Annotated in this window: 23 protein-coding genes; 10 read left to right on the forward strand and 13 right to left on the reverse strand. The window is 52.5% G+C overall.

The features are described 5' to 3' along the window. Positions 1-2 precede the first annotated feature (2 nt). From HNQ81_RS08690 to HNQ81_RS08700, 3 genes are read right to left on the reverse strand one after another with little or no spacing between them, the layout of a single operon-like run. Entirely contained in the window at positions 3-464 is a 462-nt protein-coding gene (locus tag HNQ81_RS08690) for a protein-export chaperone SecB (protein WP_183350401.1), read from the reverse strand. Beyond that, positions 461-871, reverse strand: a complete 411-nt coding sequence (locus tag HNQ81_RS08695; protein ID WP_183350403.1) for a helix-turn-helix domain-containing protein — start codon at positions 869-871, stop codon at positions 461-463. Before HNQ81_RS08695 ends, HNQ81_RS08690 begins: the two co-directional genes overlap by 4 nt. Then, entirely contained in the window at positions 868-1,299 is a 432-nt protein-coding gene (locus HNQ81_RS08700; protein WP_183350405.1) for a hypothetical protein, read from the reverse strand. The genes HNQ81_RS08695 and HNQ81_RS08700 overlap by 4 nt, the downstream gene beginning before the upstream one ends. Positions 1,300-1,718: 419 nt before the next feature. On the opposite strand from HNQ81_RS08700, the gene HNQ81_RS18110 reads away from it, so the two are divergent. Both HNQ81_RS18110 and HNQ81_RS08710 read left to right on the forward strand, forming a co-directional pair. Continuing rightward, positions 1,719-2,012, forward strand: a complete 294-nt coding sequence (locus tag HNQ81_RS18110) for a BrnT family toxin (protein WP_183350408.1) — start codon at positions 1,719-1,721, stop codon at positions 2,010-2,012. After that, positions 1,984-2,211 carry a CopG family transcriptional regulator gene (locus HNQ81_RS08710; protein ID WP_183350410.1) on the forward strand — a complete coding sequence of 76 codons (228 nt, stop codon included), beginning with the start codon at positions 1,984-1,986 and terminating at the stop codon, positions 2,209-2,211. The genes HNQ81_RS18110 and HNQ81_RS08710 overlap by 29 nt, the downstream gene beginning before the upstream one ends. Positions 2,212-2,459: 248 nt before the next feature. Here HNQ81_RS08710 and HNQ81_RS08715 read toward each other — a convergent pair whose 3' ends face one another. Continuing rightward, positions 2,460-3,623 carry a Fic family protein gene (locus tag HNQ81_RS08715; protein WP_183350412.1) on the reverse strand — a complete coding sequence of 388 codons (1,164 nt, stop codon included), beginning with the start codon at positions 3,621-3,623 and terminating at the stop codon, positions 2,460-2,462. A gap of 593 nt (positions 3,624-4,216) precedes the next feature. Between HNQ81_RS08715 and HNQ81_RS08720 the strand changes: the two genes are divergently transcribed. Both HNQ81_RS08720 and HNQ81_RS08725 read left to right on the forward strand, forming a co-directional pair. Then, positions 4,217-4,618: a PIN domain-containing protein gene (locus HNQ81_RS08720; protein WP_205240326.1), complete on the forward strand. Its 402-nt coding sequence runs from the start codon at positions 4,217-4,219 to the stop codon at positions 4,616-4,618. Next, positions 4,615-4,821 (forward strand): hypothetical protein, encoded by a 207-nt coding sequence (locus HNQ81_RS08725; protein WP_183350413.1) that lies wholly within the window; start codon positions 4,615-4,617, stop codon positions 4,819-4,821. Before HNQ81_RS08720 ends, HNQ81_RS08725 begins: the two co-directional genes overlap by 4 nt. A 489-nt stretch (positions 4,822-5,310) precedes the next feature. On the opposite strand, the gene HNQ81_RS08730 is transcribed toward HNQ81_RS08725, so the two are convergent. Genes HNQ81_RS08730 through HNQ81_RS08740 form a run of 3 tightly spaced genes read right to left on the reverse strand, consistent with a single transcriptional unit; the run spans position 5,311 to position 6,260 of the window. Further along, complete coding sequence (locus HNQ81_RS08730) at positions 5,311-5,631, reverse strand: helix-turn-helix domain-containing protein (RefSeq protein ID WP_183350416.1); 321 nt, start codon at positions 5,629-5,631, stop codon at positions 5,311-5,313. Positions 5,632-5,644: 13 nt separating this feature from the next. Continuing rightward, complete coding sequence (locus HNQ81_RS08735; RefSeq protein WP_183350418.1) at positions 5,645-5,950, reverse strand: HigA family addiction module antitoxin; 306 nt, start codon at positions 5,948-5,950, stop codon at positions 5,645-5,647. Between the two features lie 13 nt (positions 5,951-5,963). Continuing rightward, positions 5,964-6,260, reverse strand: a complete 297-nt coding sequence (locus HNQ81_RS08740; protein ID WP_183350496.1) for a type II toxin-antitoxin system RelE/ParE family toxin — start codon at positions 6,258-6,260, stop codon at positions 5,964-5,966. Positions 6,261-6,647: 387 nt separating this feature from the next. Here HNQ81_RS08740 and HNQ81_RS08745 point away from each other — a divergent pair, with 387 nt between their 5' ends. The 6 genes from HNQ81_RS08745 (at position 6,648) to HNQ81_RS08770 (ending at position 11,042) form a co-directional block, all read left to right on the forward strand. After that, positions 6,648-7,700 carry a type IV toxin-antitoxin system AbiEi family antitoxin gene (locus HNQ81_RS08745; RefSeq protein WP_183350420.1) on the forward strand — a complete coding sequence of 351 codons (1,053 nt, stop codon included), beginning with the start codon at positions 6,648-6,650 and terminating at the stop codon, positions 7,698-7,700. Next, positions 7,663-8,631 (forward strand): nucleotidyl transferase AbiEii/AbiGii toxin family protein, encoded by a 969-nt coding sequence (locus HNQ81_RS08750; RefSeq protein WP_183350422.1) that lies wholly within the window; start codon positions 7,663-7,665, stop codon positions 8,629-8,631. The genes HNQ81_RS08745 and HNQ81_RS08750 overlap by 38 nt, the downstream gene beginning before the upstream one ends. Positions 8,632-8,846: 215 nt before the next feature. Continuing rightward, positions 8,847-9,665 carry a hypothetical protein gene (locus HNQ81_RS18270; RefSeq protein ID WP_244960476.1) on the forward strand — a complete coding sequence of 273 codons (819 nt, stop codon included), beginning with the start codon at positions 8,847-8,849 and terminating at the stop codon, positions 9,663-9,665. Between the two features lie 71 nt (positions 9,666-9,736). Continuing rightward, positions 9,737-10,327: a type IV toxin-antitoxin system AbiEi family antitoxin domain-containing protein gene (locus HNQ81_RS08760; RefSeq protein ID WP_183350424.1), complete on the forward strand. Its 591-nt coding sequence runs from the start codon at positions 9,737-9,739 to the stop codon at positions 10,325-10,327. A gap of 141 nt (positions 10,328-10,468) precedes the next feature. Then, positions 10,469-10,729, forward strand: a complete 261-nt coding sequence (locus HNQ81_RS08765; RefSeq protein ID WP_183350426.1) for a toxin HicA — start codon at positions 10,469-10,471, stop codon at positions 10,727-10,729. Continuing rightward, positions 10,713-11,042: a type II toxin-antitoxin system HicB family antitoxin gene (locus HNQ81_RS08770; protein WP_035233482.1), complete on the forward strand. Its 330-nt coding sequence runs from the start codon at positions 10,713-10,715 to the stop codon at positions 11,040-11,042. Before HNQ81_RS08765 ends, HNQ81_RS08770 begins: the two co-directional genes overlap by 17 nt. A 464-nt stretch (positions 11,043-11,506) precedes the next feature. Here the strand turns inward: HNQ81_RS08770 and HNQ81_RS08775 are convergent, their stop codons facing one another. The 6 genes from HNQ81_RS08775 to HNQ81_RS08800 all read right to left on the reverse strand — a co-directional run bounded on the left by HNQ81_RS08775 (position 11,507) and on the right by HNQ81_RS08800 (position 15,219). Beyond that, entirely contained in the window at positions 11,507-12,682 is a 1,176-nt protein-coding gene (locus HNQ81_RS08775; protein WP_183350428.1) for a DegT/DnrJ/EryC1/StrS family aminotransferase, read from the reverse strand. Beyond that, positions 12,676-13,344, reverse strand: coding sequence for an acetyltransferase (locus HNQ81_RS08780; protein WP_183350430.1), 669 nt, complete (start codon positions 13,342-13,344; stop codon positions 12,676-12,678). The genes HNQ81_RS08775 and HNQ81_RS08780 overlap by 7 nt, the downstream gene beginning before the upstream one ends. Beyond that, positions 13,341-13,970: a sugar transferase gene (locus HNQ81_RS08785; protein WP_183350432.1), complete on the reverse strand. Its 630-nt coding sequence runs from the start codon at positions 13,968-13,970 to the stop codon at positions 13,341-13,343. Before HNQ81_RS08785 ends, HNQ81_RS08780 begins: the two co-directional genes overlap by 4 nt. 142 nt (positions 13,971-14,112) lie before the next feature. Then, the gene (locus tag HNQ81_RS08790; RefSeq protein WP_183350434.1) at positions 14,113-14,367 is read right to left on the reverse strand and encodes a hypothetical protein; all 255 of its coding nucleotides are present in this window, start codon (positions 14,365-14,367) and stop codon (positions 14,113-14,115) included. After that, positions 14,367-14,936, reverse strand: coding sequence for a toxin-antitoxin system HicB family antitoxin (locus HNQ81_RS08795; RefSeq protein ID WP_183350436.1), 570 nt, complete (start codon positions 14,934-14,936; stop codon positions 14,367-14,369). Before HNQ81_RS08795 ends, HNQ81_RS08790 begins: the two co-directional genes overlap by 1 nt. Further along, the gene (locus tag HNQ81_RS08800) at positions 14,920-15,219 is read right to left on the reverse strand and encodes a hypothetical protein (protein WP_183350438.1); all 300 of its coding nucleotides are present in this window, start codon (positions 15,217-15,219) and stop codon (positions 14,920-14,922) included. Before HNQ81_RS08800 ends, HNQ81_RS08795 begins: the two co-directional genes overlap by 17 nt. Positions 15,220-15,817 lie beyond the last annotated feature (598 nt).

Below are 15,817 nucleotides of genomic sequence, written 5' to 3' on the forward strand. Positions count from 1 at the left end.
CCCTACTTTTCTTTAGCAATCTTCTTTTTCTCCTTGCGTTCCTTGGTTGGTTTTACCAATTCGTCGCCTTCGGCTGGAGACGGCAGGAAAGAAATTGTTGGCAGGAAAAATGGAGCCCAGGGACCACGAGAAGTAATTGTTATGAGAAATTCCCTGGCAGCGCTATACAGAATCGATGCCCCGGTAACTTTGAGCAATTGAACAGGATCATCAATTTTATCGCTTACAGTGAATAAACCTACCACGATAAGGTGTATCGCGTATGGAGTCCTTTTCTTTTCATTCTCCGGCAGTGCTGTAATTTCCAGGTTGACCTGGTAGAGGCCATTTTCAGGATTATGATCTACGCCAACCTTCGTTTCGAAATCGATCTGTTCGGCTGGATCCCCTGGGGTGAATTCCGGATCAGCAGAAACCTGAACAAAAGGGAAAAAATATTCTTTTACTGTTAACGGCGGTTTCATGATGCCAGTTGCTCCATCAATATCCCTTGGGAATTTTGAGAATAGCTCTTTTCGTAATCATCAGGCCGCCACCACTGAGGAACTACTTTCTTCTTTCCCTCTATTGCTCGATACCATCGAGGATTCTTCTCTTCTTCACTGGTAACGTGAATTTTCACACGACCGCCGATCGCCTTGGACAGCTTTGTCATTGTGGCGATGGTAAAGTTGGCCTTTCCTTTGAAAACTTTTGTTATATAGGCTTGTGATGTACCGATTGCCTCGGCAAGATCCTTTTTCGAAATGCCCTTTCGCTTCATGAGCTGTTGGAGTTGAAGCGTAAATTCAAGAATGTTCTTTTCGACAAGGAATAATTCATCATTTTCCAGGTCACACCAAAGTTCGGAAAAAGAAGTATATTCAGTCATATTTTTTCACCCTCCTCGTCAAAATATGCAATTTGCCCCGCTTCGTATGCTTTCGCGAAGTCCTTCTTTATTTTGATGATACGAGAAACTTCTTGTTTATTTGCCTTCTTGCCTTTCTTTATATGCTGGCAACTGCAAATTATGATTTTGTTGTGAAATTGGGAATAAAACCAAAAAAGTCGGAGGTCGCCGGCGATGAACTCGTAAATGCTGTTGTTCTTGTTGACCTCGTGGGAAATCTCATCAGAAAGTTGTGTCGGCCCATGAGGGGATTCGGCAACCTGACGAATGATTGCAAAAAGTCTTCTGATTGAGCCGCTATATTTCTTGTTCAGCTCATTGTGCCATGCAAGCAGCGGGGATTTTCCGTCATCGTTGCAGACCTCATAAACGGTCCACACTCCCTTTCTGACAGATCGTAAGTTCATTCCTGATTAACCTAGAGGTTAAGTGAGAACTGAGGCAATGTCAAGATAGATATTTTACAACAGTCGGCTTACATATTGGCCATTTCTCATGCAGCCATCATCCGCCCCCAAAAATGGCACCCTTGGAATCACGAGATTTCTCGCTTCATCACGAGATTTCTCGCTTCGCTTCGAAATGACAGAGGGGAAGGCATCTCAACCTTCCCCCCCACCTTTTCGCCTTTTCTTCCGCTGTCATCGCGACCTACCCCCGCTGTCACCGCGACCTGCCCCCGCTGTCATCTCGACCGCAGGGAGAGATCTCCTGCAGTCACCTTAAAGTTCAAAAAATTAGCATCCGAATAAACAAGGGGCTTTAGCCATATATTTTACCATACAAAAATATTGACAAACGTATCTTTCAAACTCACAATGTACGTATGAAAAAACGATCCGACTTTGAATGGGACCAAGATAAGAATTTGATTAATCAAGAAAAGCATGGGGTCTCGTTCGCATTGGCTCAACTTGCATTTCTTGATCACAACCGTGTTATCCTGGAGGACCTCGAGCATAGTGAGAATGAAAAACGATTCTATTGCCTTGGTAAAGTCTCAGATGGTGTAATGACAGTAAGGTTCACATACAGGGATAACAAAATCAGAATTATCGGTGCCGGTTATTGGCGAAAGGGCAAGAAAATATATGAAAGAGAAAATAAAATGTTCGGATGAACCAATGGGAAAGGTGCGGGTAATTCGTGATTTCTTACCTTCACCCGAAGAACTTGCGCTCAAGGACGAAACCGTTAAGGTCACTTTGTCCCTCAGCAAAACAAGTGTCGATTTTTTTAAAAAGGAAGCGAAAAAATATAACACGCAATACCAGAAAATGATTCGCAGATTGCTTGACGAATATGCTGCTCAACAATAATCAGGCGACCTGCCATCTCGGTCAGGCTCTCCGTTTTCATCTCGACCTGCCCCCGCTGTCATTTCGAAGCGAAGCGAGAAATCTTGTCTTTCCGCTGAGATCCGGCCCTGCGAAGATCTCTCCCTCTGGTCGAGATGACAGCGAGGGTGGTTCGAGATGACAGCGGAAGCGGTTCGAGATGACAGTGCTCATCTTTCCCGCCAGGGCCAACACCATACCCCTGAACAAAGCATCGAGGTACAATTCAATCAGGTGCCATGATAAGCAACATCGAAAATTTCCTTTGCGTAGAAAATCTTCGGCCTTTGCTCCGACCTGGCAAGTGGTTGAAGGATTTGAAGAGAAATCAATCGTTCAATGTCGTTCTTCGCTGTTGGATAGGTGGTGTTCAATAATTCACGGACATCCGGAATCGTGATAAAAGGGACATTGAAGAGTGATTCGACAATCGTGCCGAGCCGTGCGCTTCCACCGCTTGAGGCGATTATCTTTTGATATTTCCGTTGAATATCGACCAAAGAATCAAACCGGACAAGAGCTTCTCGTGCCTGCTGAACGGTCGCTCTCAGGCAAAATTCCAGATAACTTTTCCAATCTGCGTTAACGCTGACATTGAACAAATTGTTCACATATTCATCTTTGTACCGGTCGAAATACTCACTCAGGTACAACCAGGGCATGACAAGGTTACAGCGCCTAAAAATCATCAGCGAGAGAAGCAACCTGCCAACCCTGCCATTGCCATCCGAAAAAGGATGGATTGTTTCAAATTGGTAATGCACCATGAACGAATATAACAGGGGATCTATGGTGACGTCGGAATTCATTTGTATTTCCAACTGTTGCAAGCACTCAACCGCGATACCGGCAGGGGGAGGAATAAATCTTCGATCAGAGCCGATATGAACCTGGTTTATCCTGAAATTTCCCGGGTTCCTGTTCGCCCCTCGAACACCAGTCAACAACTCCTTGTGCATCTCCCGAATCAGACGAATGGACAGCGGCAGCCGTAACAGCAGATCCTGGCCAACTTGCAAAGCTCTGCTGTAGTTTCGAACCTCCATCCAGGAATTGACCTTGTCATGCTCGGAAGTCGGCTCCTTTGGTGATTTCTCAAAAAGTAACAGCTCTTCAGCCGTCGCATACGCCCCTTCGAGACTGGATGACTTCAGGGCCTCACGTTTCTGGAGAGGCGTGAGCAAGAGGTTGCTGGAATCACCGGGCATATGCCTGCCAACTCCATCCAGTCGGGCCAATTCTTCTTTGGCCAGAGAGAGCAGCGGCCACAATTGAACAGGCATATCCCACTTGTCCGGCAAAGGGTCCGGAATAAATGCCCAGTCGTGCCCATCATCGATCCTTATCCTTTGCAGGGTACCTAAGGATTTGGAAGAAAAGAGAGATTTGTCCATAAAGCCTCGTCTGAAGAATTAAAGCCTGCTTTAATCCACAGGATGTCAATTAAAATATATGCCATAAAATTTTAATTGGCCATCATCGAGTTAAAATTTTGCACTATCGGTTTGCCCACCCATTTAGCAGCTTCACAGTCACTGGCACCATGATTCGCCCGCCGCTGTCACCGCGACCTTCCCCCGCTGTCATCTCGACCTGCCCCCGCTGTCATCTCGACCTTCCCCCGCTGTCATCTCGACCGCAGGGAGAGATCTCTACAGGATCAGATCACAGCGAAAACACAAGATTTCTCGCTTCGCTTCGAAATGACAGCGGGGGAAGCATCCAGTCCATCGCCCTATCGGGAACTTCAAGATTTCTCGCTTCGCTTCGAAATGACAGGATACGTCTTGAAACTCCCAGTATCTCGTATAGGTTTGCAATTTTAGGATAATTGATTATACATTTGCATAGAGCAACTCAAAATACAGACCCTGTGCCATGGTCGTAACCAATCGAAATTGTCATCAACGCCGCTCACGCTGAATAAGGGCAAAAGGTGTCCGGTTGAAACATATTTATTTGGATGTTTGCGCATTGTGTCGGCCATATGGATGATCAATCCTATTCAAGAATTCACCTTGAGACGATAGCCGTGCGATTGATATTAAAAACGGTAGAGGCAGGACGTTATAGGCTGATAACCTCACCCGTACATGAGATTGAAATTTCCAACATAGCAAATGATTCCGAAAGAATCGATTTGTTGTTGATGCTTGAGAAACTGGGTGTACGGATCGCAATCGACAATGAAGCCGCCAGGGCCTGCGCTGAAAAACTGTTCCGGCAAGGCCTGGGGCCTGCCGATGCCGCGCATATAGCCTTTGCAGAAGCCGCACAAGCCGATTTTATAAGTTGTGATGATAAACTCATCAAAAAGTGCTCCAGAATGACGGTTGATGTCTGGACTGGCAACCCCGTTGCATTTTGTGACAAGGAGAATTTGCGATGACTACGTTAAAAGATATCAAGGATAAAGAATTAATAGAAAAAGGCACAAAAATTTTATTCAAGGAACTTGGGTATGCAGATACCATCCGTTTTCTGACCATACCGCGAGACATCAGGGAAGAAAGTGTGAAAAGACACAGAAAATGGCAGAAGGGTTTGGATAAAGAAACTTTTTTTAATGAAGTGTTCAGAAATCAGAATTGACCCAAAGCCTTTTCTCGCTTACGGCCATTATCCTCCAGATCTTCTCGTCCCTTATTCTGTCATATCGACCTTCCCCGCTGTCATCGCGACCTTCCCCCGCTGTCATCGCGAACTACCCCCGCTGTCATCGCGACTTTCCCCGCTGTCATCGCGACCTTCCCCGCTGTCATCGCGACCTTCCCCGCTGTCATCTCGACCGCAGGGAGAGATCTCAAACAGGGCGATGCCACGGCAGGCCTGCCAGGGTTTTTCCGACGCTTTCCCGACGCTTTCCCGACACGCCAGGTCTCGCCTGCATCGGTATTCCGACTGGTCCACCCGCCAATTCCAGCTCTTCCACCGGTTTTCGGTGAACAGGCACCCGTCCCGGTCGTCGACGAAGTCGATCCGTGGCCACTCTGTTAAGGCGCGTTTGATTCCGGAGCCCAACCTTGACCACCCCATTCGTCCTGGCGATCGCGATCAGGTCATCGACGCGCCCGAGACGCTTTACAAATCGAGTTGCTCAACAGTCAATCCCATGGCCTTGGCTATCTTTTTCAGGCTGGCGCGGCGTGGTTTGGCGCTGTTTTCCATCTGGGCGCAGGCTCCCTGGGTCATGTTCGCCCTCGCCGCAACCTCGGCCTGGGTGAGTCCGAGGCGTTCACGCCAGGCGCGCATCGGTGACCAGTCGTGATCGAAGGTAAGATTGACGACTTCGTTGGGGACAAGGTTTTCCTGGCGGTCGCGACTGGCCAGCCAGTCGGCATAAGGCAGCACCACGAAGGCGGGGGCGCCGTTGCTGTCGTGGATGATCTGGATCATACTCATGGTTTGTCTTTTGCTACGTTCTTTGGATCGGCTGTACACGATCGATCCTTGCTCTACGTTTCGGGGAGTGCATTGCATTCCATATATCGTTTCTTTTCTGCAGGTTGAGCCAGAAATCTGCGGTATTCCCGAAAACCTTTGCCAGAATCAACGCCGTATCAACCGTGATCGTCCGTTTGTTGTTGCACAATTCGTTCACCGTCTTGCGACTTACCATCATGGCTTTCGCCAGACCATCCTGGCTAAGCCCCAAGGGCTCCAGAAATTCTGTTACAATCATTTCTCCAACCGACACCGGTTGCTGTTTTGTCGTAATCATCCCTGACTCCTCATCATCTGTAACTATGGTTATCGAGATACACGCCTTCAGCTTCCCCCCTGTCGTTGTCCCATTGGAAAATCAGCCGCCATTGGTCATTGATTCTGATTGAATGACTATTGTCGAGATTTCCGATCAATTTTTCAAAATGATTGCCCGGCGGAGATCGTAGATCCGCTTCACAGGTGGAGTCGTCAAGAATTTGCAATTTTCTGAAAAGCCTTTCGTTGATTGCTGCAGGGATCTTCTTGCTTTTTCTGCCCTCAACAAAAAAATTTTCCAGCCATTTATCCCGAAAGTTTTTTATCATGGCCACAATGTAACGCTCATCGTTACATCCTGCAAGCCCCCGCTGTCATTTCGACCTACCCCCGCTGTCATCACGACCTGCCCCCGCTGTCATCTCGACCTCCCCCCGCTGTCATCGCAACCTACCCCCGCTGTCATCTCGACCTTCCCCCGCTGTCATCTCGACCGCAGGGAGAGATCTCAAACAGGGCTTGCAATGGGCTCCAGCAAAGGAACAAGAGATTTCTCGCTTCGCCTCGAAATGACAGAGGAAAAAAGTCGAAATGACAGCGGGGGTGTCATCCAGTCCTTTGCCCTACCGGAAACAAGAGATTTCTCGCCGGCGCTCAAAATCGACTTGTCCCCTTTTGCTTGACCAGTGTTCATTTTTTTTATATGTTCAAAACAAATGAACAAGAATAATTTTGAACACAATCCGGCAGCGGAAAATGAAACCATCCTCCGCCAGGCACTCAATACGCTGAAAGGACTGGTTCCACTCGAGTACGAGTTGGGGCCGGATCCCAGCCTTCGCGAGCAGGGATACGATTGCACCGTTCGGGCACAGGTTTTCGGACTGCAGATCGTGTGGCGTGTCCAGGTCAGGAACCGGTGTACCAGAGCGACGGAGACGCTGGCGCAGATCGACAACGACAAGGCGCAATCCCCCGTCCTGATAGCGACACGATACGTCTCTCCCGAAGCCGCGGCAAGACTGCACGCCAGAGGCATCCAGTTTATCGATACAGCCGGAAACGCCTTCATCAATCAGCCGCCGCTGTTCATCTTCGTCACAGGAAACCGACCGAAAAAGGCCGAAACCACTGTTCCCGCCGTACGCCTCTTCAAAGGGGTGGGATTGAAGATCGCGTATCTCCTGTTATGTCGGCCGGACCTCATCGGCAGGCCGTATCGCGAACTTGCCGAGATGGCACATGTCGCCCTGGGAACCGTGAACGGCACCATGATGGATATGATCCGGAAAGGTTTCGTCCTCGATATGGGAACAAGAGGGAAGATGTTGCGGGAGACAAAAGCCCTTCTCGATCGATGGGTCACGGCCTATCCCGACGCTCTCAAGCCGAAGATTTTGCTGGGCCGCTTCCAGGGAGACGGCAACTGGTGGGACGACATCCGGCTCGATCAAGCGGTCGCCCAATGGGGCGGCGAGGTTGCTGCCGCGAAACTGACCGGATACCTGAAACCGGGCACAGTCACGTTGTATGCCGATAAAAACCGTTTCGCCGACCTCGTGATCGCCTGCAAGTTGAAAAAGGACCCCCGGGGCAACGTTGAAATACTGGAACGGTTCTGGCCTCCGATTGAAGGCTTGGGCGAAGGTGATACCGTCCACCCCATCCTCATCTACGCCGACCTGGTCGCGATCGGTGATCAACGAACCATGGAAACCGCACGGATGATCCATGCAGACTTTATCGATCGACATTTCGGGCAGGATTGACCCCGAAAAAATAGCCATTCTCAGCAAGATTCAGGAAGCTGCAACAGAACTCGACGTCCATTTTTTCGTGGTTGGCGCTTTTGCTCGAGACCTGATCTTCGAGCACAGGCACCGGATTCCAGCTCCCCGCATAACGGGAGACATCGATATTGGCGTCGAGGTCGCAAACTGGGCGGAATTCCAACTGCTGACAAGAACCTTGATCGACCGTGGCATCCTGAGGGCGACGAAATTGCCGCACCGTTTCATTGGAAAGTCCTCTGTCGCCATCGTCGATATCATACCGTTTGGCGAGATAAGCGGTGAAGAGAAACGGATCAGTTGGCCGCCTGATCACGACACGATAATGAACATGCTCGGATTTGAAGAAGCGTACCAGTCGGCACTGAAGGTCCATCTCAACAGTGAACCGCCCCTGAATATTCTGGTGCCTTCCATACCGGCGCTGGCCCTGATGAAGATCATTTCATGGGCCGACGCGTATCCGAGGCGTGAGCGTGATGCTCAAGATCTTCTTTTCATACTGGAAAATTATGACGCAACTGGAATTGAGGCTAAACTTTACAAGTCGCATTCAGCCCTGCTGATAGACGAAGAGTTCGATTCCCGCCTCGCCGCAATTCGGCTGCTTGGGCAAGACATCGCAGTCATGAGCAGTCCGGAGACGGTAAAGACGGTCGAGGATATTTTGATCCGCGAAACTGATGCAGACCACGGCTTCAGGATGCTGGCCGACATGACCAGGATAGACATGCCCCGAGGAACCAGGTTTGAAACCGTTTTGCAGCTCCTGGATAAACTCCGACAAGGAATTCAAGAAATACGCTCCGGCAGTAACGAAAAAAAGGCCGGTTTTACCACGGTCAATGCCATGAGGATGGAAAAAGGGCATCCGAACACACACGAGATTTCTCGCTTCGCTTCGAAATGACAGGGGTGGCGTCACCTCGACCTCCGCTTGCCATCTCGACCTACCCCCACTGCTCTCTCGCCCTGCCCCCGCTACCCTCTCGCCCTGCCCCCGCTGTCATAGCGACCTACCCCGCTGTCATAGCGATCAACCCCGCTGTGTCATCTCGACCTACCCCCGCTGTCATCTCGACCGCAGGGAGAGATCTCAAACAGGGCTTGGAATGGACTCCGGCAATGGAACAACAAGATTTCTCGCTTCGCTTCGAAATGACAGCCGGGGTGGCGTCTCGACCTTCGCCCTATCGGGAACAACGAGCACTGCCGCCGCGACCTACCCCCGCTGTTATCGCGACCTACCTCTTTGCCATCGCGACCTCCCCCCGCTGTCATCTCGACCGCAGGGAGAGATCTCAGACAAGGCTTGGAATGGGCTCCGGCAAAGAAACAACGAGATTTCTCGCTTCGCTTCGAAATGACAGCGGGGAGGCTGTCATCTCGACCTACCCCCGCTGTCATCTCGACCAGAGGGAGAGATATCAAACAAGGCTTGGATTGGGCTCCCGCAAAGGAACAACAAGATTCCTCGCTTCGCTTCGAAATGACAGCGGGGGTATCATCCGGTCCTTCACCCTATCGGGAACCTCAAGATTTCTCGCTGGCGCTCGTAATGACAGTGGGGAGCCTGTCATCGCGACCTACCCCCGCTGTCATCTCGACCTACCCCCGCTGTCATCTCGACCAGAGGGAGAGATCTCAAACAGGACTTGGAATGGGCTCCGGCAAATGAACAGCGAGAAGAACAACCGCGTCATACGCACCAGCCTCAGGAACCTCTACAGGCTCAATGCCATACACCTGGCGGGACTCATCCTTGTCGACCCAGGAATCTTAAACATCGACATCCGCACCGTATGTCTTAAATTCACTCACGACTTCGACAACTTTCGTATTCCGCACATCCGGGCAATTTTCCTTGAAGGTAAGGCCAAGGATAAGCACCTTTGCATACATGATTTGAATCTACTTATCATGGATGCCCATTTTTTCTGTTGAGATCCTGACACCAATCAGACATAAGTGTTACCACTTACAAACAAGTGGAGTCGTTATGTCTGGAGCCAGAGATGAAAGAGAAGCCTGAAGACATTTTCCGCTCATGCGGCGGCCAGCTACGGATGAGCGAGGCCATTAAGTTCGGGATTACCCGCTACATGCTTTATTCCCTCAGAGACAGAGGGGTGATTGAACAGGTGAGCAGAGGGGTGTATCGTCTGGTGGATCTTCCGCCCATCAGCAACCCCGACCTTGTGACGGTCGGCCTGCGTTTTCCGAACGCCGTTATCTGTCTTGTCTCAGCATTGGCTTACCACGATATCACGACGCAGATTCCCCATAACATATCTTTGGCGGTTCCCAGGAGATCACGATTGCCATCGCTTGATCATCCGCCACTCCTCGTTCACCGATTTTCCGATCAGGCATACGGCGCCGGAATTGAAGAGCATCAAATCGACGGCGTATCCGTCAAAATCTACAGCCCGGAAAAAACACTCGCCGACTGTTTCAAATTCCGTAATAAAATCGGAATGGACGTGGTACTGGAGGCTCTGAAGCTCTACAAGGCCCGCAAAACGTTCAACCTTATGGCTCTGCTCAACTACGCGAAAATCTGTCGGATCGACAAGGTCATGCGGCCCTATCTGGAGCAGTGGTAATGATGTTTGACATTAAACGCCAGATAACCATCATATGTTTGCGGAGTCGCGATAAAACATCGCGTGCCTCATTGACCCGGATCTGGGCTTAAAAACAACCCCGATCTTGACAGCAGTATCAATAATGATATTATACTTGATATGGAACAAATAAGAGACCTCCTCAAGCAAATTCAGAAAAATCCTGCAAATGTCCGTTTTTCTGAGTTATGCAAGGTATGCGAACACTATTTTGGTCAACCAAGGCAGTCGGGAGGGAGTCACAGAATATTCAAAACACCGTGGCAAGGCGATCCACGGGTAAACATTCAAAACTGCAAAAGAAAAGCCAAAGCCTACCAAGTCAAACAAGTTTTGAAAGCAATTGAGAGAATTGAGGAAGAAAATGCCACTAAAAAATGATCATTACACTTATCGAGTTACCTGGTCGGCCGAAGACGATGAATATGTCGGATTATGTGCTGAATTTCCGAGCTTGAGCTGGCTTGCAAAGACACCGGAATCTGCATTGAAAGGCATAAGAGAACTCGTTGCCGATGTAATAAAGGATATGAAAGAAAATGGAGAAGAAGTCCCCCAAGCCATAGCTGGCAAAAAATACAGCGGCAAATTTATAATCAGGGTTCCACCTGAAGTCCACAGGAATTTAGCAATCCAAGCTGCCGAGGCAGGGGTCAGCATAAACCGCCTTGTCAGTTCTCGTCTCAGCCAATAACGGCCTTAAAATGCCTCACGGAAGGTTCCTCCGGACTCGCTGAATCCCGCCTCTGAACATTCCTGCCTATTCCATTGTCATCTCGACCATCCCACTAATTTCCCATCCCAACCTTCCCCCATTTTGCCACCCACCTCCCGCTTTTGTCATCTCGACCTTCCTCCGCTCCTGTCATCTCGACCTTCCTCCGCTCCTGTCATCTCGACCGCAGGGAGAGATCTCATGCAGGGCTTGGAATGGGCTCAGGCAAAGGAACAACGAGATTTCTCGCTCCGCTTCGAAATGACAGCGGGGTATCATCAAGTCCTTCTCCCTATCGGGAACACTTTGCGCCCTAACAACCTCTGTCGCCTCGCCCTACCCCCGTTGTCACCGCGACCTACCCCCGCTGTCATCTCGACCTACCCCCGCTGTCATCTCGACCGCAGGGAGAGATCTCCTGCAGGCCCCCCCTGTCCCGCCGCTTACCCGGCAGCCAGCCCCATAACCTCCCCAACCACCTCAACCGTCCGCCCGATCTCCCCCTCACCAATCCCCGGATGCACCAGAAACATCAAACTCGTCTCCCCCAATTCCCGGGCCACCGGCAGCCGTTCTTCCGGCCGCCAGCCGGTGCCGTCAAAGGCCTTCTCCAGGTACACCTCGGAACACGAGCCGGAATAGCAGGGCACACCCCGGGCAACGATCTCACTCATAACCCGGTCCCGGTCCCAACCAGGCTTAAGCGCCGCTGGTTCGACAAAAACATAGCACTTGTAAGCGGCATGCTCCACCTCCGGCGGGATCACCGGCACCCGCAGGCCCGGCAGCCCCCGACAGGCCCGCCAGATCGCCTCGGCATTCCCGAGCCGCCGCGCATGCCACTCTTCCATCCGCCGCAGCTGGATGCGGCCGATCGCCGCCTGCATCTCGGTCAGCCGCCAGTTGGTGCCGAATCCCTCATGCAGCCAGCGGAACCCCGACGGGTGCTGCCGCTCATACACCGCCTCCCAGCTCTTGCCGTGATCCTTGAGCGACCACATCCGCGCCCACAGCTCCCGGTCATCGGTGGTGACCATCCCGCCCTCGCCGCCGGTGGTCATGATCTTGTCCTGGCAGAACGACCAGGCCCCGATATGGCCGATCGAGCCGACCGGCCGCCCCCGCCAGCGGGCCCCGTGCGCCTGGGCGCAGTCCTCGATCACCGCCAGCCCCCGTTCTTCCGCCAGGGCCATGATCGCATCCATGTCGCAGGGCCAGCCGGCCAGATGGACGCAGATCACCGCCCGGGTGCGCGGGGTGAGCACCGCCCGGATGGTCGCGGCGGTGATATTCTGCGAATCACGATCAACATCGGCGAAGACCGGCACCGCCCTGGCGTTCGCAATGCACGAGGCCGAGGCGAGAAAGGTGCGCGGGGTAACCACCACCTCGTCGCCCCGCCCAATCCCCAGCGCCAGCAGCGCCGCATCCAGCGCCACCGTGCCGTTGGCCAGGGCGATCGCATACCGCGTCCCGGCCCAGGCGGCGAACTCCTTCTCGAACTCCCGGCCTTCCTTCCCGGTCCAGTAATTCACCCGGTTCGACAGCAGCACCGAGGCGACGGCCTCCGCCTCCTCGGCGGTAAAGTTGGGCCACGGGGGAAAAGGCGTGTTCAGCATCGCTCAACCCTCCCCATCGGCCGGGCCGGATTGCCAACCACCACCACCCCTGGCGGCACGTCCTTCGTCACCACCGCCCCCATGCCGATCACCGCTCCCTTGCCGATCACCAGCGGCTGCCCTGGTTTTCCCTGTTTTATCACCGCGCCCGTCCCGATATAGACATGATCCTCCACCACGATATTGCCATTGCACTTCACCCCCGGGGCGAAGGTGACATAGTCGCCGATAAGGCAATCGTGCGCCACGTAACTGTACAGATTCGCGTGAAAACTGCAGCCGATGCGGATATTCGAGGTCAGGGTGACGAAGGGGCAGAGAATCCCGCCCACCCCCATTTCGACATCGTCCAGCACCACCACATTGGCCGCCCGCACCATCCATGGCCGAACCCCGTCGAGGGCACACCTCGCCGCCAGCCGTTCGCGCACCCCGCCGTCGGCGATCGCCAGCACCGCATAGCGCTCACCGGCGGCGGCCGCAAGGAATTCACCATAGTGCATGATCTTCTGGCCGTTGACCACCGGCGCCACGGGGTTGTCATCGATAAAGACGAGACGGTCGGCCGGAATCCCGGCCCCGGCCAGTTGTTCTCGCGCCAGCGGCATCACTTCCCGCCCGAATCCACTTGCGCCATAGATCGCATACAGCGGCTGCATCATTGGCCCTCCACCGAAGAGCCAGTGAAGCGCGGCATGGTCGCCTCGCCCTCGGCGCTAATGCCATCACGGCTGAAGACCTTCCAGACCGTCAGAAAAATGATCTTCATATCAAGCCACAACGACTGATTGTCGATATACCACACATCGAGTTTGAATTTCTCCTCCCAGCTCAAGGCGTTGCGGCCATTGACCTGTGCCCAACCGGTAATCCCCGGTCGCACCTCGTGGCGGCGTGCCTGCTCGGAGTTGTAAAGCGGCAGGTATTCCATCAGCAGGGGCCGCGGCCCGACCAGGCTCATCTCGCCCCTGAGGACGTTGATCAACTCCGGCAACTCGTCCAGGCTGGTACTGCGCAGGAAGCGGCCGAACCCGGTCAGCCGCTGGGCATCCGGCAACAGATTGCCCGATGCATTCCGTCCATCGGTCATGGTGCGGAACTTATACAAGGTGAACGGCCTGCCGTGCCGACCGGGGCGGGTCTGGCTGAAAAGAATGGGTGCGCCAAGTTTCACCCGTACCAGCAGGGCAAGACAGGGCAATAACGGCAATAACAGGATCAGCGCCGGCAGGGTAATCCCCAGGTCACTCAACCGTTGGCCGAAACGAGAATACCAGGCAATTTTCATCATCAATCGTAGTTTTGATTGAGGCTGTTGGGCTTGTCGGGAAACGACGGTAAAAACTTTCCCCCGGACGCCAAGCGGTTTCAATAGCTTCCCAGGAGTGGTGCGATTGAAAAATACCGAGGAAATCTAGAAGCTTCCTGAGCTATTTCATGGGATTAATCTCGCCCGCATCAACCGAAAACGGCAACGGCTCAGGAACACGCTCGAGATGAATTGTATCTACAGCTGCGACACTCGCCGGGGAGGCATCGGATCCGTCTGGTGATTGCCCGATATTCATCGCCGTAAAGATGAATTTGACCCCCAGGACCCAGTGGCCTTCATGGATTCCCTGGTCTTTCAGCATCAGAGTCAAAAGATCTTTCTTGGTATATTCGATCCTGGTTATATCGGCCATTATTTGGATGCTCCAGCGTATTGTATTTGAGGTTCGGCATGAACGATAGCCCATGACTTGTGCGCATGGTGATAGGTTGTTCTTGTAGCCTCACTTTTCATGATTTCACCAGCTTTCAACCATGATCGGGACGGCTCGAAGGCGTTGTAGACTACATAATGCATCACACCGGCAATCCTCTTCGAGGCCTCCGCAACAACCTTCGCAACCCCGTCGGTCTCGCCGACATACGACGCAATGGCCGTAACCAGGTATTGGTTCAAACTCGTTTCTTCCTGGATCGCGTTTCGCGCCACTTTGGCATGCAATGATTTCGGAAGTCGCAATGTGACACGGCCGCTGAATTCATCGGACGGGATCGGCAAAGGAGCCGGGAACGCCTCACCAGCCTCATCGGCAATCCGTTTCAGCGTTTGAATCGCGTCGACAACCGTCGCCCTGGCTTCTTCAAAACTCCCTTCAAACGAACTGATGTTTGGAAACTCCGCAACCCGCCCGACATAGTAACTTTCCCCGTCATGCACTTCCTTGCGGATCGAAATTGTATAGGCTTCAGCGTCGAGCATCATGGTCCAGGTGTCCTTTGATTGCTTCCTTGTGAAGTTCCACGAAGTGAAACAGTTTTTTCAGATATACGCGTTTGACCTTTGTGCCCAGATCATGACCGCAGTCAAAGTTTGGCGATTCAGCTATCGAGATGGCCGGATGTTTTGCGATCTTGTGCCCGCCTCTGCCGCAGTCGATGATCTGGAAACCGAAATCTCTCAGAATCTTCAGCAATTCTCTGCAGGTGACATTTGCCCCGGTGGTCAGGTCGGCAAACTCCCTCAGCAGGGTATCAACATCTTTCATCCATAGCACCGCCTGTAGTGTCTACTATAATCTTAAACGCGGGAAAGGGAACTATGAAAGATAGATCTTTACCCTTCCCGCTGTTGATTCCCCCACCGTCATCGCGACCTACCCCCGCTGTCATCTCGACCGCAAGGGAGAGATCTCCTGCCATGAAAACACGAGATTTCTCGCTCCGCTTCGAAATGACAGCGAGGGCGGCATCTCGCCCTTCGCCCTACCGGGAACAACGAGATTTCTCGCTTCGCTTCGAAATGACAGCGAGGACGGCCTCTCGCACTTCGCCCTACCGGGAACAACAAGATTTCTCGCTTCGCTTCGAAATGACAGGAGGGAGTGTTCGAAATGACAGCCGGGGCGGCCTCTCGCCCTTCGCCCTATCGGGAACGACGAGCACTGCCGCCTCGACCTGCCCCCACTGTCATCCTGACCTGCCCCCGCTGTCATCTCGAACCGCAGGGAGAGATCTCATGCAGTCATCATCCGCCCCAACAAAGGCATCCTCGGCATTAGGAGATTTCTCGCTTCGCTTCGAAATGACAAATCAACCAGCCCTCTTCGTGTCACGCCCACAAACTCTTGCCCAAATTCAATCGTG

Source organism: Desulfoprunum benzoelyticum (assembly GCF_014201505.1).
GTDB lineage: Bacteria > Desulfobacterota > Desulfobulbia > Desulfobulbales > Desulfocapsaceae > Desulfoprunum > Desulfoprunum benzoelyticum.

Excerpts from the sequence above, each read along its gene's own strand:
- HNQ81_RS08690 (WP_183350401.1), bottom strand. The coding sequence starts at position 464 with ATGAAACCGCCGTTAACAGTAAAAGAATATTTTTTCCCTTTTGTTCAG.
- HNQ81_RS08695 (WP_183350403.1), bottom strand. The coding sequence starts at position 871 with ATGACTGAATATACTTCTTTTTCCGAACTTTGGTGTGACCTGGAAAAT.
- HNQ81_RS08700 (WP_183350405.1), bottom strand. The coding sequence starts at position 1,299 with ATGAACTTACGATCTGTCAGAAAGGGAGTGTGGACCGTTTATGAGGTC.
- HNQ81_RS18110 (WP_183350408.1), top strand. The coding sequence starts at position 1,719 with ATGAAAAAACGATCCGACTTTGAATGGGACCAAGATAAGAATTTGATT.
- HNQ81_RS08710 (WP_183350410.1), top strand. The coding sequence starts at position 1,984 with ATGAAAGAGAAAATAAAATGTTCGGATGAACCAATGGGAAAGGTGCGG.
- HNQ81_RS08715 (WP_183350412.1), bottom strand. The coding sequence starts at position 3,623 with ATGGACAAATCTCTCTTTTCTTCCAAATCCTTAGGTACCCTGCAAAGG.
- HNQ81_RS08720 (WP_205240326.1), top strand. The coding sequence starts at position 4,217 with ATGGATGATCAATCCTATTCAAGAATTCACCTTGAGACGATAGCCGTG.
- HNQ81_RS08725 (WP_183350413.1), top strand. The coding sequence starts at position 4,615 with ATGACTACGTTAAAAGATATCAAGGATAAAGAATTAATAGAAAAAGGC.
- HNQ81_RS08730 (WP_183350416.1), bottom strand. The coding sequence starts at position 5,631 with ATGAGTATGATCCAGATCATCCACGACAGCAACGGCGCCCCCGCCTTC.
- HNQ81_RS08735 (WP_183350418.1), bottom strand. The coding sequence starts at position 5,950 with ATGATTACGACAAAACAGCAACCGGTGTCGGTTGGAGAAATGATTGTA.
- HNQ81_RS08740 (WP_183350496.1), bottom strand. The coding sequence starts at position 6,260 with ATGATAAAAAACTTTCGGGATAAATGGCTGGAAAATTTTTTTGTTGAG.
- HNQ81_RS08745 (WP_183350420.1), top strand. The coding sequence starts at position 6,648 with ATGAACAAGAATAATTTTGAACACAATCCGGCAGCGGAAAATGAAACC.
- HNQ81_RS08750 (WP_183350422.1), top strand. The coding sequence starts at position 7,663 with ATGCAGACTTTATCGATCGACATTTCGGGCAGGATTGACCCCGAAAAA.
- HNQ81_RS18270 (WP_244960476.1), top strand. The coding sequence starts at position 8,847 with ATGGAACAACAAGATTTCTCGCTTCGCTTCGAAATGACAGCCGGGGTG.
- HNQ81_RS08760 (WP_183350424.1), top strand. The coding sequence starts at position 9,737 with ATGAAAGAGAAGCCTGAAGACATTTTCCGCTCATGCGGCGGCCAGCTA.
- HNQ81_RS08765 (WP_183350426.1), top strand. The coding sequence starts at position 10,469 with ATGGAACAAATAAGAGACCTCCTCAAGCAAATTCAGAAAAATCCTGCA.
- HNQ81_RS08770 (WP_035233482.1), top strand. The coding sequence starts at position 10,713 with ATGCCACTAAAAAATGATCATTACACTTATCGAGTTACCTGGTCGGCC.
- HNQ81_RS08775 (WP_183350428.1), bottom strand. The coding sequence starts at position 12,682 with ATGCTGAACACGCCTTTTCCCCCGTGGCCCAACTTTACCGCCGAGGAG.
- HNQ81_RS08780 (WP_183350430.1), bottom strand. The coding sequence starts at position 13,344 with ATGATGCAGCCGCTGTATGCGATCTATGGCGCAAGTGGATTCGGGCGG.
- HNQ81_RS08785 (WP_183350432.1), bottom strand. The coding sequence starts at position 13,970 with ATGAAAATTGCCTGGTATTCTCGTTTCGGCCAACGGTTGAGTGACCTG.
- HNQ81_RS08790 (WP_183350434.1), bottom strand. The coding sequence starts at position 14,367 with ATGGCCGATATAACCAGGATCGAATATACCAAGAAAGATCTTTTGACT.
- HNQ81_RS08795 (WP_183350436.1), bottom strand. The coding sequence starts at position 14,936 with ATGATGCTCGACGCTGAAGCCTATACAATTTCGATCCGCAAGGAAGTG.
- HNQ81_RS08800 (WP_183350438.1), bottom strand. The coding sequence starts at position 15,219 with ATGAAAGATGTTGATACCCTGCTGAGGGAGTTTGCCGACCTGACCACC.